The organism is Marinobacter flavimaris, assembly GCF_045057155.1.
Lineage (GTDB): Bacteria > Pseudomonadota > Gammaproteobacteria > Pseudomonadales > Oleiphilaceae > Marinobacter > Marinobacter manganoxydans.
Genome location: NZ_CP171359.1, coordinates 1,151,999 through 1,168,016, shown reverse-complemented (window position 1 = coordinate 1,168,016; position 16,018 = coordinate 1,151,999). Strand labels below are relative to the sequence as shown.

Annotated in this window: 8 protein-coding genes; 3 read left to right on the top strand and 5 right to left on the bottom strand. The window is 50.0% G+C overall.

Annotated features, from left to right (window positions below; all coding sequences use genetic code 11):
* Positions 1-2: 2 nt before the first annotated feature.
* The 5 genes from ACGK9W_RS05480 to ACGK9W_RS05460 form a co-directional block, all read right to left on the bottom strand.
* A complete protein-coding gene (locus tag ACGK9W_RS05480) occupies positions 3-3,386 on the bottom strand; it encodes a site-specific DNA-methyltransferase (RefSeq protein ID WP_405419490.1) in 3,384 nt (1,127 codons plus the stop codon).
* Between the two features lie 45 nt (positions 3,387-3,431).
* Positions 3,432-4,022, bottom strand: coding sequence for a DUF4276 family protein (locus ACGK9W_RS05475; protein ID WP_405419487.1), 591 nt, complete (start codon positions 4,020-4,022; stop codon positions 3,432-3,434).
* Entirely contained in the window at positions 4,022-5,122 is a 1,101-nt protein-coding gene (locus ACGK9W_RS05470) for an AAA family ATPase (protein ID WP_405419484.1), read from the bottom strand. Before ACGK9W_RS05470 ends, ACGK9W_RS05475 begins: the two co-directional genes overlap by 1 nt.
* 143 nt (positions 5,123-5,265) lie before the next feature.
* Positions 5,266-8,139, bottom strand: a complete 2,874-nt coding sequence (locus tag ACGK9W_RS05465; protein ID WP_405419481.1) for an SNF2-related protein — start codon at positions 8,137-8,139, stop codon at positions 5,266-5,268.
* Between the two features lie 85 nt (positions 8,140-8,224).
* Positions 8,225-10,558 carry an AAA family ATPase gene (locus tag ACGK9W_RS05460; protein WP_405419478.1) on the bottom strand — a complete coding sequence of 778 codons (2,334 nt, stop codon included), beginning with the start codon at positions 10,556-10,558 and terminating at the stop codon, positions 8,225-8,227.
* 538 nt (positions 10,559-11,096) lie between these two features.
* On the opposite strand from ACGK9W_RS05460, the gene ACGK9W_RS05455 reads away from it, so the two are divergent.
* The 3 genes from ACGK9W_RS05455 to ACGK9W_RS05445 all read left to right on the top strand — a co-directional run bounded on the left by ACGK9W_RS05455 (position 11,097) and on the right by ACGK9W_RS05445 (position 16,017).
* On the top strand, positions 11,097-12,170 hold the full coding sequence (locus ACGK9W_RS05455; RefSeq protein WP_405419475.1) for a hypothetical protein: 1,074 nt from the start codon (positions 11,097-11,099) through the stop codon (positions 12,168-12,170).
* 1,114 nt (positions 12,171-13,284) lie between these two features.
* Positions 13,285-15,537, top strand: a complete 2,253-nt coding sequence (locus tag ACGK9W_RS05450; RefSeq protein WP_405419472.1) for a hypothetical protein — start codon at positions 13,285-13,287, stop codon at positions 15,535-15,537.
* Positions 15,538-15,756: 219 nt separating this feature from the next.
* The gene (locus ACGK9W_RS05445; protein WP_405419469.1) at positions 15,757-16,017 is read left to right on the top strand and encodes a hypothetical protein; all 261 of its coding nucleotides are present in this window, start codon (positions 15,757-15,759) and stop codon (positions 16,015-16,017) included.
* Position 16,018 lies beyond the last annotated feature (1 nt).

Here is a 16,018-nt window from a genome sequence, read left to right as displayed (position 1 = left end):
CCTTAGTGAACCGCCTCAGTGTCAGCGAACATCAGCCGATGGAAAGCTTCCTCGATCAGCTGGATACGCGCGTGCTCCATGGGTTCACCCTTGCGGGATCGGGGAATACTGATGTTGTGGTCACCGTTCACGTACAGCACATCTATTTCGTCGTCCTGGCTTTCGGTCATGCGAATAGAAAGCTTCTCGATCAGTACCGCATCCAGCACGGCATTGTCCTTCTGGATGCCAACGGCCTCGCCATCAATTACCGAGGGAAGGTTTCTCCATACCACCAGCACCTGCTGCCCTGCACGGTTCGTGCCGTAGACGGTCCTGAACCACCACTTGCCAGCTTCGCTACGTTTAACCTTTGCTTGCCAGCGGCCGTATTCGCCTTGGTACACCTCCGCTTCGAAATGAATAGGTGCAGCAATATGCTCTACTTCCAAGCCCAACAAATAATTGAAGGTCTCAAGGAGATCGACATTGACCGGTTTAACTTCATCGCCCCCGGGAGATAAAACATTAAGTTTATAGTTTGCCGGGTTGATGAATTTCTTCGCATTCAGCAAAGACTGTGAATCTCGAGTTTCCACCTCAAGCATGTAATTTAAGATATAGGACCCACGGGAAGCACTATTGCCAACTGTATCTTCAGTATCGAGCAGGTTCTGCTGGGCCTTCGAGCGGCTTAACTCAAGATTCCCTAAAGTGTCCTCATAACTCTCTAAAGTTAAATACTTAAAAATATGGGAAATACCACTACCATTCAACTCTGGAACCCCCGAACTCCAAGAGCTGGAGTAAACAGCTTTCTTCACTCTGGGCTTTGTAACGATATCAAAATAATCGCCCATCTCAACTAACAAATATCTAAAGCTTTGACCTTCACGCGTTAACTCAATTGCTGCGTGAGCCGTGGTTCCAGAACCAGCAAAATAATCCAAAACTAAAGGGCTTTTCGACTCGTTAGCTGAAATCCTTATACAGTCTTTGACAGCATATATTGATTTAGGATAAGTAAAAATGTTGTATTCAGTAAAAAGATTTTTCAAAAATCCAGTCCCATGCTCTGTCGAGGAGTACTTAGCGTCAAACCAAGTAGTCAATGGGAGAACTCCATCGGAGTTGGGCCTAAACTTATAATATACAATTATTTCGCCGTTTTTTATTTCGGCTTTGTAGTTATCCGGTGTAGAAATTAAACTTTCAGGCTTCCCTCTCCATCTCCTCAATACACCACTGGAATCTACTGGGTAAACTACAGACTCATTAGTTTTGGGCTCATCTTCCAAAATCCACTCTCTTGCATCAATATCCCATGTCATTTCCGGAACACGAACTAAGCCATCATCACTAATAAAAAGAGGGTAATAGAGCGAGGGTCGATCCTTTTTTTCAGAATTAGAGCCCCTCTTTCGGAATAGTTCCCACATGTAAGCGCCATCGCTATCACTATGCCGGTAACGCGCCATTTGCTTTTCACTTCTTGGAAGCAATCCTACGTATGAGGCATGGGTCTTTCCATAAAAAATTGCATACTCATGGGACTGAGAGAATCCACGAGGCACCGGCCTTCCGGACGGGTTATTCCTGATCGTTACGGTTCCAAGGTAGTTTGAGGTGCCATAATTATTACTTAATATATAGTCGAACTCTTTTTGTTGATAGTCGTCGATTGTTGCACAAATAACCCCACCGCCTGAAAGAAACTCTCTACCAACAGATACACGATCATTGATCATAGAATTCCAAGAACTAACTTTATACCCATTTTTATAAATTATCGGACCAGCATCGGTATTGTAGGGCGGATCTATGTAAATAGAATCAACCTTCTCTTTATACCTACTCTTCAAGAGGTTCAACGCTTGAAAATTTTCTGAATTCACCAACACTCCACTGCAACGAGAGTCTAGGCCATCAATTCTTGAAATCAGCTTCTCTTTGAAGGCTGAATTAAAATGAACTGTATCCACGATCATGTAGCGATACTGTGGCTTTGCTATAAGCTCTTCCCAAGAAAGATTGTCACGACTTCTTTTTAGCTCGGGTAAATCAACCTTATATAAAGACTCCCACTCTCTCAGCTGATTTTCGTTGCGGAAAGCTTCCTCCAAAATATCGGGATACCCCTCTAGATTATCTAAGGTTATACCGTAGTTCGATGACGTAACAAATTTCTTTTTGACCCACAATTTCTTTTGGAAATTCTCAAGCTGAGAAAGAAAAGTAATGATCTTCTCTGCAAGTGACCGAATCACTTCAATCTTGCTCAACAACGGGGCGAGTCTCGACGTATCGTTCTTCAACGAGGCAATATCGTTCCAATCCAGCAGTTCATTCTTGATGTAGAAGTCGAGCTCCCGAGTCAGGAACCCACCAAGGTCCTTGTGGATGAAATAATCAAAGGTGTTCTTCTTGGTGTAGTTGTTCAGCTGTCCAGCCAGCATTGAATAATCAGCTTGGTTGCCATCGGCTTTACGGTAGGGCTTTGCCAACGCACTCTTCCAGGGCTCGGGCAAATCAGAGGCTGCCCCAAGAAGCCTTTCTTCAGCGATTGCTCTGAGCGCATCTTGTGTCGGTGGTTTCTTCTGGGCCGCAGCCGTTACCTTCTTTTTCTCGGCTTCCGTCCAGTCACTTTCCGTTGCCGGCCGGAACATGAACCGACATTGCAGGTCAGTATACTTCTCACCGTGCTCGGTTGCTTCGCCTTCTATCAGCTCAAACGGATCCTCCACGTCCAGCACGAAGACCCGGCGACTATCAGCGGACTCCTTGTTGTTGTCTTTGGCACCGGCTTCAGCATCCACCAGCTTAAAATGAACGCGCATTGGATCTTCGCCGGGGCCGGCATATGGGTTCAGGCGGAAGCTGTAATCCCGCAAGGTTTCGCTGCTTTTGATGTAGTACTGGTCTTTGTTGGCCCAGTGCAGCACTACCTCTTCCCCCTGGTAGGGGATTGCGTAGGTGCCGTCTTTGTATACCCGGCGTGACAGGAAGTCACCCTCGTTGTAGTAACGGTTAAAGAAGGTGACCAATGCGTCGTAGACTTCGCCCTCTTCCCGCGCGAGATCAAACCCACCCTGCAGTTTTTGCTTGAGCTCCTGCACTTTGGGAATCGCGTCTGGGTCCATACCCAGCCCTTTCGCGCTCTTGATATGCTCTTCCAGTTCGGCTTCCATCTGAGCCTGATCCTGGCTGGCGTATTGGCTGAATGCTTCCTGAGTGATCCTCGGCAGGTCCTGCTCAATAAACCGGTTAATATCATCTTTACGGGCATGCATAATGCGATAGAGCCCAAAATCCAGTTCCGGCTGATTCAGCTGAAACATCTCGCGCAAAAGGTCGGCAAATTTCTGTCGACGTTGCTGGGCTTTTAACTGCTGTGTCGCGTTACTCATGGTATTCCCTGTTTAAAGATCAAACTTGGCAGGCTGGGAGTAGATTCAGGCCAATTCGAGGAGGCTTGAAACCCAAGCGTTAAATCTGGGGCACTGATTGCGTACGGCATCCAGTGATTGTTCAAGTATTACCGGGCCGTGGAGCTTTTTGTCGTAGGCGGCTGCCAGGCCTTTAAGTCGGCGGGAGGGACAGGTTTCATAACCATCGTTAACGTTTTCGGCACCGCCAGCTATGGTCACGATGTCCCTGAGCTGATTGGCCAGGCCTGCCACTCCCAGAGTATGTTCGGCCTGGTCCGGGGCGGCCAAAACCAGTGCCTCGAATTCGTAGAGCTGGACATATGGGATCAACAAGCGACGCTGTTCTGGGTCAACAAGCTCCAGAATTGAGCGTTCAACGGCTTTTACTCCGCCCTCAGGGCGTTTATGAAAACCGTAGTAGTCATAAAAAGTCGTTACGTAGTCAAAGGTTGGGATGAGCCGTTTGAGCTCATTACCAATTCGGTCCAGCGATACTTTGCCTCGCATATCTACCGGGCTGGCGAAGATACCATGCTGGCTCAAAAACGGATCGAGAACTTTAGTGACAAATTCCCGCTCCGTTGCGCCCTCAACGCTAACTGCGAGCCTGGTCATCAGGGCGTACCTCCGAGGAGATTTTTCTCCCAGAGATCGCCCAGGCGATAGTCTTCCAACCAGGATTCAAATGCCTTTGGGTCCAGTCGCCTGAACTGAGAATTGTTGTCTCTGTGTTCCACGACAATCACATTCTCAGGCTCAAACTCATTGGCCAGGGTTACAGACTGGGTGGAGGCAATAATCTGTGTGCTCTCGCTTGCAGAGCGCAGCATGGAGCCCAACAGTTGGATAGCATAGGGGTGCAGACCCAACTCTGGCTCATCCAGCAGAATCACTGATGGAAGTCTCGGCTGAAGCAGAAGCGTTGTCAGGCAGATAAAGCGCAGTGTGCCGTCTGAAAGCGAGTGTGCGTCAAAGTAGGCATCGTTGCCCTTGTGCTTCCAACGAAGGCGTATTTGGCGCTCGTTATGAAGATCTCGCTCCAAGATAAAGTCGTGAAAAAAAGGCGCCGCACGTTGAATTGTTGAGACAATACGCCCGTATGACTCCGGCTCGTATTCCTTGATGTGATACAGGAATGCAGCCAGGTTTTCACCTTGCTCCCTCAAACGACCGGCATCCGCTATGTTACACGGTTGCTTTACCGGCGCCGATTGGCTCGTGTCATGAAAGTGGTAAACCTTCCAGTCTTCAATATAGCGAGCAACATGGCCGGGAATAGACTTAGTATTTGGTGAAGGTAGGCCTGACTCCTCTGCCCCAGGAGACGCAAGTTTCACGGCTTTTGTCCCGCCATGATATTCAATCCGTTCCGCATTAAACCGGCACTTTTCAGCTTTGAACACCAAGCGGCCATCGTTGGTTGGTACGAGGGCACAGTCGTAAGCATTTGGCTCAAATTGAAGACTCGCCTCGAGTGCTGGTGTTTGCTTCCGCCCGAAATGCAAAATGGCATCCGCCCCTCCCTGTTCAGCCACATAGAGCTGGAGGTCTTTCTGAAGTAGCTTGTTCATGAAGCGGAAGAAGTTAATGAAGTTGGACTTCCCCGCACCATTAGGCCCGATCAGGACGTTGAGCCTACCGAGGGGCAGGTCCATTTCCTTTATTGAGCGAAAACCACTCAACTTGAGATGGTTCAAATAACCTAGCTTGGGCATGATTAACCGTTTCCCGTCAGATACCTACATCCATTAAGGACACATCCACATTGGCCAGTTGGTCTGGCTTGCCGGTAGCGTTCAAATGGCCGGGATTCTCCCACAAATGCCGGGGTAATCTCTAATTTGTTTTGAAGATGATTCTATTCCAGCCGCCAACGAATGCGAAATAGATGATGGGTACTGCTGCTTTGGTGCATCTGGCGTTCCAGTGCATCAATCAAGGCATCCCGGCGGGCTTCTATCTCGTCTTCCACATCGAATATTTCCTGTCGCTGCCGGCGCTGCAACTTACTGAGACGCTTGATCGCCTCCTGCGCGTCCTTCTGGTCTTCAACGCTTTCTGCCAGACGGGACTGGCGCTTTGCTTCCTTGATTTGAGCTTTTGTGTCCTCGAGCTTTTGCTCTGCACTCAACAATTGATCATCAGCCCAGGCTTCGAGCTTGGTCCGCTCACGCTGGAAGTATTCGTTGTTCTCGTCGAGCAATCGGCTGAGCCGGGCATCCAGCTGCCTGATAACGGTTTCACTTAGCTGTCGCCCAGATTGCTGATCGGGGCCGCCAGCGTCATTGCTCAGCACCTCGCCCTGCAGCCGGAAAATGAGCTCGCATTGCTCTTCATCCAGCAGCTGCCCGTCATCCATGACTGCGGTAAAAACCAGGTGCTCTTCGCGCTGAAAGCTTTGCAGCTCAAGCAAATTCAGTTCAAGCCAGCCGGATTTTTCCGGCAGATTCTGGAGTGCGGAAAGTTTCGCCTCGTGACCAGTCAGATTGAACACCATTTCCGTTACCGGTGTTTCCAACCTACGGCCAGTGTCCAAAACGTACTCACCGAGGGGGTGGCTTAACCGGTATAGGTGGGCGTGCTCTGACGGTTTCTCGCCCTTTCGGATCAGCTCATATGCACCGGTGGGCACCTTGGTTAACGGACTTTCGTTCAACTCAAATGCCAGGCGCTTCTCATCGAAGGTTGCGAAGGGGGCAAGTTGATGCCTGGTGAGCTGCCAGAAGAGGCGACTTACCCGGTCGAGCTGCTGCTCTGCTCTCTCGCGTTGGATCTTCAGCAAGTCATGGATTTGGGCATCGAAATGCTCCAGAAGCTTTTCCTGAGTCTCTTGCATTCGCCGGTTGATGCTTTCTTCCAACTCCTTTTGAAGATCATTGAAGGCCTGTTCGATTTCGGCCTGAGACCGGCAAGTGTCGTAAATGGCCGCTATGCGCTTCTCGAAGTCGACACCGGACTCGATTCGGCCTAGCACTTCGTCTGACGCGCCAAACAGGCCATCGAACAAGTGAAACTTCTCACTGAGCAGTTCAAGAACCCGCCGATCTGCCTCATTCTTCTGGTTGAGGAAGTTGATGACGACGACATCAAATTTCTGACCGTAGCGATGGCAGCGCCCGATGCGCTGCTCTACTCGCTGAGGGTTCCAGGGCAGATCATAATTGACGACAAGGCTGCAGAACTGAAGATTAACGCCTTCTGCAGCAGCTTCGGTGGCAATCAGTATTTCTGCATCGTCCCTGAAATGATCGATAATGGCGGTCCGCCGATCAACCGCCGGGCTGCCCGTAACCTGATCAGAACCTTCGTTACGCGTGAGCCAGCGCTTGTAAATCGCCTGTGTAGTGCTGGAATTGTTGGTACCACTGAATGTGGCGACCTTACCAAGGTAGCCATGCCGTTCCAGGTACTTGAGCAGATAATCCTGAGTTCGCCGGCTTTCGGTGAAGATGACGGCCTTACGCTCCGCGCCCATTTCCGTCATGTGGCTGAAGCCCTGCTCCAGCGCATTCAGCAGAGCTGCAGATTTAGCGTCTTCAGTGATTCTGTGTGCCAGATCCAGATACTGTTCCAGTTCAGCAATCTCTCCACGGAGGCGGTCCAGCTGTATGGGCTCATCCGGTTGCTCAACCTGGTATTCGCCCTCCCCGTCAGCGGCTTCATCAAGGAGGTCCTCTTCTACATCCTCACTACCGATCAGTTTTTCCAGCCAGTTGTCTTCATCTTCTTGAGTTTGCTCCAGCCTTTTCAACCGATCGATCATCGTCTCAATCGTATTGATAATGGCACTTGTAGAGGATGCCAGCAGTTTTCTAACCACCAGAGTGACCAGGTGCCGCTGTTGATGGGGGACACCGTAACTATTCTCACGCTGCAGGTAGGCTGACACTAAATGATAAAGCCGCAGTTCATCTTCCGATGGAGCAAAGGGAATCGTGATGGCACGTCGTTGTGTGTAGCGGATGTACTCCAGAACCTGTTTACGCAAGGTCCGTTTGGTGAACTCCTGAAGCCGTTCTTTCAGTCCTTCCAGGTCTTCTCCACCGCGCAGATATTGGCGACGGAAACTGAGCGCATCACCAAACAGTTGGCTGTCGATGACCGTCGAAAGACCGTACAGCTCCATCAGGGAATTCTGTAGTGGCGTTGCCGTAAGCAGCAGCTTGTTGCAAGCGCCGAAGGCTTCTTTGATAGCCTGACCAGTACGATGACTTTCCCGGTGGGCGTTACGGAGTTTGTGGGCTTCGTCGAATACCACCAGATCCCACGGTGTAAGCCGTAGTTTCTCCGACATTCTCGCGGCAAAATTGTAAGAAATGACGTTAACACCGGGCTGGTCGAACGGGTCTGCCACCCCCTGCTTCCGCAGCTCCCTGTACGTTCGGGCATCCAAAACCTGCGATGGCAGATGAAACTTCTCCGCCAGCTCGTTTGCCCACTGCTTACGCAAAGCCGCAGGGCAGACAACAATCAATCTTCGTCTACGTTCTGCCCAGTACTGTGCCAGCACCAGGGCAGCCTCAATGGTCTTGCCCAGGCCGACCTCGTCCGCCAGGATCACACCTTTTACCAAGGGGTTCTGCAAAGCGAAGAGCGCTGCATCGATCTGGTGGGGGTTCAGGTCTACTGAGGCATCGAACAGCGACTGGGTCAGACGACCAACGTCACCACCACGGCGTTGCCTGGTGAGTTCGTAGGCAAAATACTTGGCGTGGTAGTCCGTTATGGGCATTGGTTACTTCCTTATTTACGACAAGAATACTCAAACTGTAGCCTGCTAACGGCAGGAATCAATAGTACCGGTCGCTTACCCAGAATCACTGTTGCTGTATGCTCGCTACCAAGCCTTTGTAGTGCCCTTCATCCAAAGCTTGCATGAGCTCCAATAGGTCAGAGAACACCTGGGGAGCTTCGCTGAGAGTTGAGAGGTCGTGCTCCGGATCAGCAACACGATCGTGATGGGAATGAACATGTAAAAAACGCAATAGGCGGGTTTTCTTTGCCGGATCAAACTCAACCTTAGACATCAACAAACCAAGAGCGGGTTTTCCACCTGGAAATTTGAAGCTTAAGAAGGTTTCCAATAGCCGCCGGCCCACGTTGGGAAGCACGTAGTACTGTTCGAGAGGCGCGGCCTCTGTACTTTGAGCGACGGACCAAATCTGCTTAAAGAGATAATGGTACTCGGATTCGTAATTAGCGAGTAAAGGGTCAAGCGGAACCAGCGACGAGGACCGGTTTCCGTCGGCCCATTTGGGTTCGAGAAGGTACATGTGAGCATTCAGCGCATTTTTCTTCTTTCCTCGGTTCATATGGTCGAACCAATTTCGAACTAACCGGAAGAGCTGAAAATTATGTGTGAGAATGAACAGTTGCGCGGCTTCTGCTGTTTTCGTTTTCATGAAACTGAAAGCGCTATACAGTGAGTTTGCATCCAAACTCGATATTGGATCATCTATCACGATTATCGCTTCTGTAAGATCCAAGCTCTCATCCTCGAGCGTTTTCAGAAAATACATGAAAGCTATAGCAGTCCTCTCGCCCTCGCTCAGATGATAAGCCGGTTCTCCATGGCGAAATAAACGATACCCAGAGTCAGACGTCTCGAATGTCAGTTCTTGCCGCCCAAGGTATGCCGCCACCTCTTGGTTTAATTCCTCGGCAGCTTTTAGGTGATGACGCATCTCTTCTTCGAGCTGCCTCATTCGGGCTTTTTTCCTATCGCGTTCGCTCCTTTTGTCCTGAAGGCTGGCATCCAGCTGCCGCAAATCGTCCTTATATTGTTGGTACTCATCGAGCGTCGAGAGAACCATGTCGTCCGCCACGCGATTCATCGCGGCCTGGACTTCTTGCTCGAATGATGAGCTGTGCCGATTGTGCTCGTCGATCAATTTATTGATCCGCTCGATGACCTCGAGGCCAAACTGTGCTGCGATATTCTGGGAGGCATCCAACGCCATGCTAGCGGTTTTGAGTAGCCAGTTAGAGTCTTTTGCCGCTGTCGAGAATGCGAATAGATAATCCCGAAGCTCCATTCGCTTAAAGGGGTTTTCACGCTTTGTCTTGAGCGCCGATACCAGGGTGTTAAGGAAATTAACAACACTCAGTTTGCTGGACTTCCACCGTCCCGCGCTTTTTTCGAAGTCAGCCTGAAGGTGTTGATAGAGTAACCCAGCAGCCGGAAGCTCGAAGTCATTAATCGCGCTGATCGAAGACTCGACACTCTGAATTTGGTTGTCCAGTTCCTCCTGAAACCGATTAAGCTCATCGTTGAAATGAGCTTCCAGATCGTCCAAACGTCTTTCCGGGAGGCTCTGGTTACAGAACAGGCAGCGGTCTGTTTCGAAATGGTGTTTATGCAGATTTAGGCCGGTTTGAACCCACTGGCCTAGCTTGGGGTTGTCGCGAAGCTCCTCGATAACTGATGCCGTTACAGACCTTTCCAGCAAAAGCTCGACCCTTTGGGTCAATTCCATGAATTTAATCGAAGGCAGTTTCACGTTAGCAACCGTTTTCATGAGTTGCGCATGTGCAACTCCCAGAAGCTGCTCTCTTTCGGTCTCCTCCAAGCGGGTACCACTAGAAGCCAACAGCTCTTCTACTCGGCTTTCAAAGGCTGGCCGATTGTAATTATTAAATCTCCCGCCAGGCCGCGTGAGAGCATTTTTTATGCTGGATGCGCCTTCACTGCAGAACTTGTCGAATCCTTTCTGCTTGGTACTGTTTTGGGATTCGAGCGACTTGAGATCTTCAACAATAGTTTCGACCTGAGACCTTAACTCAGAGATTTCCTTCTGCTTTTCAACGGAGTCCTCACCCAGGTAAAAAACCGGAGCCAACTCCCGTTGCGCAGGATCTTCAAAGATAGCGTGTTCAATAAAGCTTCGGTTGAATACCCGGACCGGCGGGATGGAGGCGGTTTGAGGCGACCTTGCGTCTACCATTTTGTCACCGAACTCAAAGTGCAGTGACGATGCGCTAGTCGGGCGCCGATGCTCCAGATCAGAGAAAATGCTCGTCAATGTTGTTTTACCGCTTCCGTTTAAGCCATAGAGCAAGTTGAAGCGAGCAAAGTCATCAAGGTTCTCTGGCCAACTGAAGTCTTTGAAAATTCGGAACCCTTTGATGTCCTTGATTTTTGTTAAATGCATCCTGCCCTTCCAGAGTGTACTGCCAGTCCTGTAAAGATGTGCCACATATACTGAACGAATCGCTCATGGAAACCAACGTCGTATGCCAAATCCGGCCGTAGCGAATTGATCACCGAGCATACAAGGGAAAGTTGCCTAAAATCTCTGAAGATCTATAAGGGGAATAGTCCATGGATTCAGGTTCAGACAATAGGGAGCTCGACGAAGAGCGAGAAGAGCTTTTTTTCCTTGTTTGGTCGATGCCTAGTTGGCAGGTAGCCGAAAAGCTTGGGGTTTCAGCGGCCGCACTAAGGAAACGGTGCTCCAAACTTGGCATCCCCAGGCCTCCTCGAGGGTACTGGACGCGATTCAACGGAAATTCAGATCGACCTGCCCCACCAGTGACTGCATACCTGGACGTGCTTAGGGGGCAGCTCAATCAGAAGGTTATCCGACCTGGGCTTCATTTGTCTGAGCGGAAAAAGAACTGTTCGAAAAGGCTGCTCAAACTGTCCTGGGTCAGAACTCCGAGTTGGGACTATTCGAGTTTAAGGGATCAATGCTCACGCAAATCGAGCCCCCACTAGCTTCTGCAGTTTTGACCACGGCAATTAAGCGCTTTGAAGAGTTCCTACCAAACACATCATATGTTTCTGCAAGACAGGTTGCCGCCGGCCTATTGGATGCTCTTTTGCCATTGGTCGCCAAGCATGTATTGGTATTCCCGAAATCTGAAAAATACAGCCATCGGGCCGAGAACGAATTCGTAGTGGTCCGCGTTTCCGAGGAACTACTACGGCACCTTGGCAATGCCAAGCGATTTGTTGATGAGCTGCAGCTGGCCTTTTCAGCAATCCCCCTGAATAGTTCAGAGTATTGCCAGAGCGTTCGGTATATCTTTTCGCCGAAATCGTATTGGATCGCCAAAGCCGATCTTTGCGTATCGGGGACACATGCTTGGCTCCGGATTGAGCAACAATCACCCGCCGAGATCTATGAGACGAATCAGGTTCCAATTGATCACCTGGGACCGCTATCTTTTTTACCTGAACGGCAGCGCACTACTCACATCGACCCAGAGGTTCGAATATACCGAGAAGACTGGGATCTGCTTCAAATATTACTGGACGCTGAGGATATGCATACGCTCGCCTCGTCTGTCGTGTACGACCTTCTGGATTCCGACTTACACCAGAAGTTGGCGCGTGCTATGAAGATTTGGTGGCCCAGCGAACAATTCCAGGCGCTGCAGCTACTGCAAGACGGGTTGGCCTCTGCCGAAGAAAAAATCGAGCAATGGGAATCAGAACTTGAAGTTGCCAAACAGCGAGTTTGTGAAAAGATCCTTGGTGCTCGCCGCGGGGATATCTTGCAGGTTATGCAGCAAGGAAAACCCGGACGTATCCAAGTCGAAAGACTGGATGTGTTCAAGTATGAACACAACGTGACCTTTATGGCTCATGGCAAGCTGTTCAGAAAAGACGGGATGGTCGGAAAGCGAAATGAAACATTGTATTTGTCGGTGCCAACGTCCGTCGCTCGTCAACTGACCGGCTATAAAGAGCCACCTCCCTCATCTCCGCAACAAGCCTCACGAACCTATCCATACTGGAAATGGAGTTGGCGACGCTAAGGGTGTACCGCCAGTGAACCCATGGGTACACCCCGCCCGATATCCAAACCCAGTATCTGCCACACCGGTGTACCTGTAGGTTCACTGGGGGTACACCGCTTCCTTCCAACTCAAACTCTGTTCTAAAGTTGGTGTACCTGCAGGTTCACCAGCGGTGCACTATCTCTGGATTGGCCGAACTCGCAGAAATTACGTCTGTACCCACAGGTGCACCAGCGGTTCATTCTTTTACCTAACATATCGCGCCATCTGCCCCTCAATGACGCCTAAGACATGCTAACGAACCCTGCCTCTCAGATGTTTATAAAACAGGTTTGGGAGCACAACGCGGATTCCAAATCAGATTCGCCAGGCAAGCATGGCTCCCAAATCTCAGAGTGATTAAACAAATTCGAGATTTGGGAATTGGGTGAAGTATCCAAATCAGATACGCGGGCCGTGGCACCTATCCAAATCAGGCGACATGGTCACATGATGGAATCTGCTTGATTTGGATTTGAATGAAATTCCCAAAACGGCAGAAAGGTTGGAATTTATGGTTTCAATCGAGTGGTAAAAATAGCTCTACGTAAGCCCACCGAATATCAATCCGCAAAAAAACAGATTTTTCCTCCAACTGCGCTGCCGACGATTTATCTTCGCATCTGTAAATTTCAAAGGGTCCCGATGGGACGATTCAAACAACCAATGAACGGAGATATGAAATGAGCAAGAAACCTTCAAGCAAGCCCATGACCGCCGCAGATGTGGCAAGGATCCAGAGCGCCACCGCCAAGCAATCTGGCGGTGGAGTTAGTAAGGATTCGTTTGTCGCCAGGGCTCAGAGGACTGTTGCAAAAAAGGATTCTAAATAGGCATTACAAGAGGGCGGGCCTTGTGCCCGCTCTCTTGTTGCGGGAGAGTACGATGAAACGAGTAAGCAGCGATAAGGATATAAATCAGTTGATTAAAGAGCTACTTCAGAACGGCTGGCGATATCAGTCTGGCAAAAAGCACGGGAAAATCGAACTACCTGGAGTAGGCAAAGTGGTTATTCCGACGAGCCCCAGCGACCGACGGACCCTACAGAATCTCATTCGAGATATTCGTCAACTTGAGCGCAGGGAGGCGACTCTTGCATAGCACTCCTGCCTATCCGAACCACCTCGAGATCATCAGATCACTTGCACGAGCGTTTGACACAAAGGGATCTGATAAGTGGATTGATGACCATGCCGGTAAATGGGATTTTGATTATAGAGCCATTCCCGTCGCAACCGACAAGGTAGTCTATGAACCGCTATCACGATACATCGGAGAGGACTTCGCGAGAAATGTGGCCACCTGGCTAAACAGGTTCTGCAAAACATACAGTTGGTTTGTCGCGAACCTGAGCCTTGAGGGTTTATCCCACTCAGAGGCTTTAAGAATTCTTTCGAGTCACCTATTCAGCGCCTTCGGAGCTGAGGCCGTGAGAACCGCCTGCAGTATCCTCAATGGGCCACCTCCAGAACAGTATCTGTCGCCCGTCAAGCAAGCTTTTGAAGGTTTGTTCGAATGGATCGAATTATCGGTACCGGGCTGGGACGATTTCTATCACCAGCTTAGCAAAGAAGTGAAGGACCGCATGCGACGGTGGCAAACGGGTACACAGCTACCTGCCCTGAGTTCTCTGAGCGCCCTCTTTTCTCGACAAGACGCGGGCAAATTCTTTGATGAAACACAGAGAACTCGATTGCGAGCGCTGCTTGTTACAGCGAGAGCCGTTGATCATTACCGAGCTCTGCCAATTGGGGAGATCGCAATTGAACGGGCACAGGGTTGTTCCAATACAAACCTGCGCGATATCCATTCGAGAGTTGTTGAGGAGTGCCTGTTAAAAGCTCCCCGGTTCAAGTTGATCGCGGAGCGGAATGTAATGCTCGCGACTCTGCTGCACCCTGGCCGGGAAAAGTCATCCAAGGATCAAGTCTTCGCCCAACAGGCACTCACACACTTTAAGATTTTTCTGCATCAGATCGCCCCCTCAGGCTCGCTTTCTTATTGTCAAAGCTGGCATGAAGCGCGTTGGCTTACCTTATCAGGAAAATTGGATCGTGCCACTGAGACCTACCAGAGAGCGTTTGAGCAGTCGTATTTCCATGCAGGGCCGAATCAGGGTCTCATTATCCAAGAGGCCTTGGCCGTAGCGGCAATGCTCCCATCACCACCCAAGACTTTTCTAAGACAACTTCGAAATGGTCAGGTAGTTCTAGGTCTCGAAGTGCCACTAGATCTCGGCGACAAATCTGGAGTGTCGTCACGATACGACAAGCACCTGGAAAACTGGTTTATTCCTCAGTATCGCGGTCATTTCACAAAAATATTTCCTGCTCACGGCGGGTTCCCCGGGGCAGAATACCCTCAGCAGGAGCCAGACTTGCTCGGGTCGATTTTTGTAACTGATGACGACCTTGCCAAAAAACCATCCTTCAAGGCGCCGAACCGGAAGATAAAAATTGGCCAACTTCGTCAAAAGCGCATACCCCAACTTACCTACTTTGTGTGGAGGGAGAACGCCGACGCGGTACAAAAACTGTTGGACGCTGGAGCCGACGTCAATCAGCTTTCTGAAGCGGGCGACTCTGCTTTATTACAGGCTGTGCAGTTGCTGGATGTAACTACCCCGAACCAAAAGCCAGGTGATGATTCGTTTTTCACTTTGCTGAGTGAAAAGCCACACAAGCCGGAAGTTTTGAATGCAACTACCCAAAAGAAGCGCTTATCACTGCTAACAGCCGCTATCAACACCAACAGGCTCGATGTGCTGCGAAAATTACTTGATATGGGTTGCGCGCCGGATTCCAGAGCCGGCATCGAGCTGAGCACACCCCTTTACTACTGCATTCAAAAAATTGGATTGGTAAAGGGCAAGAGTGAGGTCTTAAGACAGATAACACAGGTTCCCCAAGATCAGGTGCTACTTGAAAGCATCCGGCGATATACCTCAGGGAGTCTTGGTATGACCCTCGAAGCCCAACGGCAGTATCTGGAACGAGTCGCCTCCGACCCTCGGTATAACAGCATCCACCAAGCGGCCGGAAAAATTCTGGTTGAAACAGAGAGAAAGTCGTTTGACCTGGATGTTTTGCGGGCTATGGCCGGACTGCTCATCGAGCAGGGCGCAGACACCAACGCAGAACAGAATTACCCCATTCCAGGCTATACCCCCCTTATGCTTGCAATTGAAAGTGATGAACTAGACCTAGTAAACAGAATGGTCAGCGCCGGTGGAATCCTTGAGAAGACGTACCTTGATCAAAATTCAGGAAAATGGGTGACGCCTTTGCAAATCGCCACTGAGTTCCAAGCCCACTCAGTACTCAAGGAGGTGTTCGGCAAAGGATAGGCCTCGCAGCTAACGATTTGGCTCATCGCCAAAATCCATGCCCTGACACAACAAACCGCTATTACTTGTGCAAAACGAAGGCAATTTTCCGCGGTCGTTTTGCACTTGCTCCTCCCAAAAAAAACATAGAGTAATCTCAATGTCTGATCAGAAGCGCCTCTGAAACAGCACGCTTTTGGGGATCAGATGCGTCCAAACCAGTAAGTTCGGGAGATTGCCATGCGTCCGGTATCGATTGAGGATTTTATAAAGGTCGTTTTTGAATACGACAGCACGCCACCTGCCCCATCAACTATTCGTCGGCTTTGTGCTGCGAAAGACGAGTTCGGACTGGCAGTTATCCCGGGTGCCTTTAAATTGGGGAAAGCCTGGAAAATTGACCTGGACGGGTATTTTCGGGAGATGGAGCGTCGGGTGTCCGGATCGGACACTGCAGAAGACGCCTTTATCCATGACTTGGCAAATAAACTAGCTTCCTAAC

Coding starts and splice junctions, on each gene's coding strand:
- ACGK9W_RS05480 (WP_405419490.1), bottom strand. CDS start 3,386: ATGAGTAACGCGACACAGCAGTTAAAAGCCCAGCAACGTCGACAGAAA.
- ACGK9W_RS05475 (WP_405419487.1), bottom strand. CDS start 4,022: ATGACCAGGCTCGCAGTTAGCGTTGAGGGCGCAACGGAGCGGGAATTT.
- ACGK9W_RS05470 (WP_405419484.1), bottom strand. CDS start 5,122: ATGCCCAAGCTAGGTTATTTGAACCATCTCAAGTTGAGTGGTTTTCGC.
- ACGK9W_RS05465 (WP_405419481.1), bottom strand. CDS start 8,139: ATGCCCATAACGGACTACCACGCCAAGTATTTTGCCTACGAACTCACC.
- ACGK9W_RS05460 (WP_405419478.1), bottom strand. CDS start 10,558: ATGCATTTAACAAAAATCAAGGACATCAAAGGGTTCCGAATTTTCAAA.
- ACGK9W_RS05455 (WP_405419475.1), top strand. CDS start 11,097: ATGCTCACGCAAATCGAGCCCCCACTAGCTTCTGCAGTTTTGACCACG.
- ACGK9W_RS05445 (WP_405419469.1), top strand. CDS start 15,757: ATGCGTCCGGTATCGATTGAGGATTTTATAAAGGTCGTTTTTGAATAC.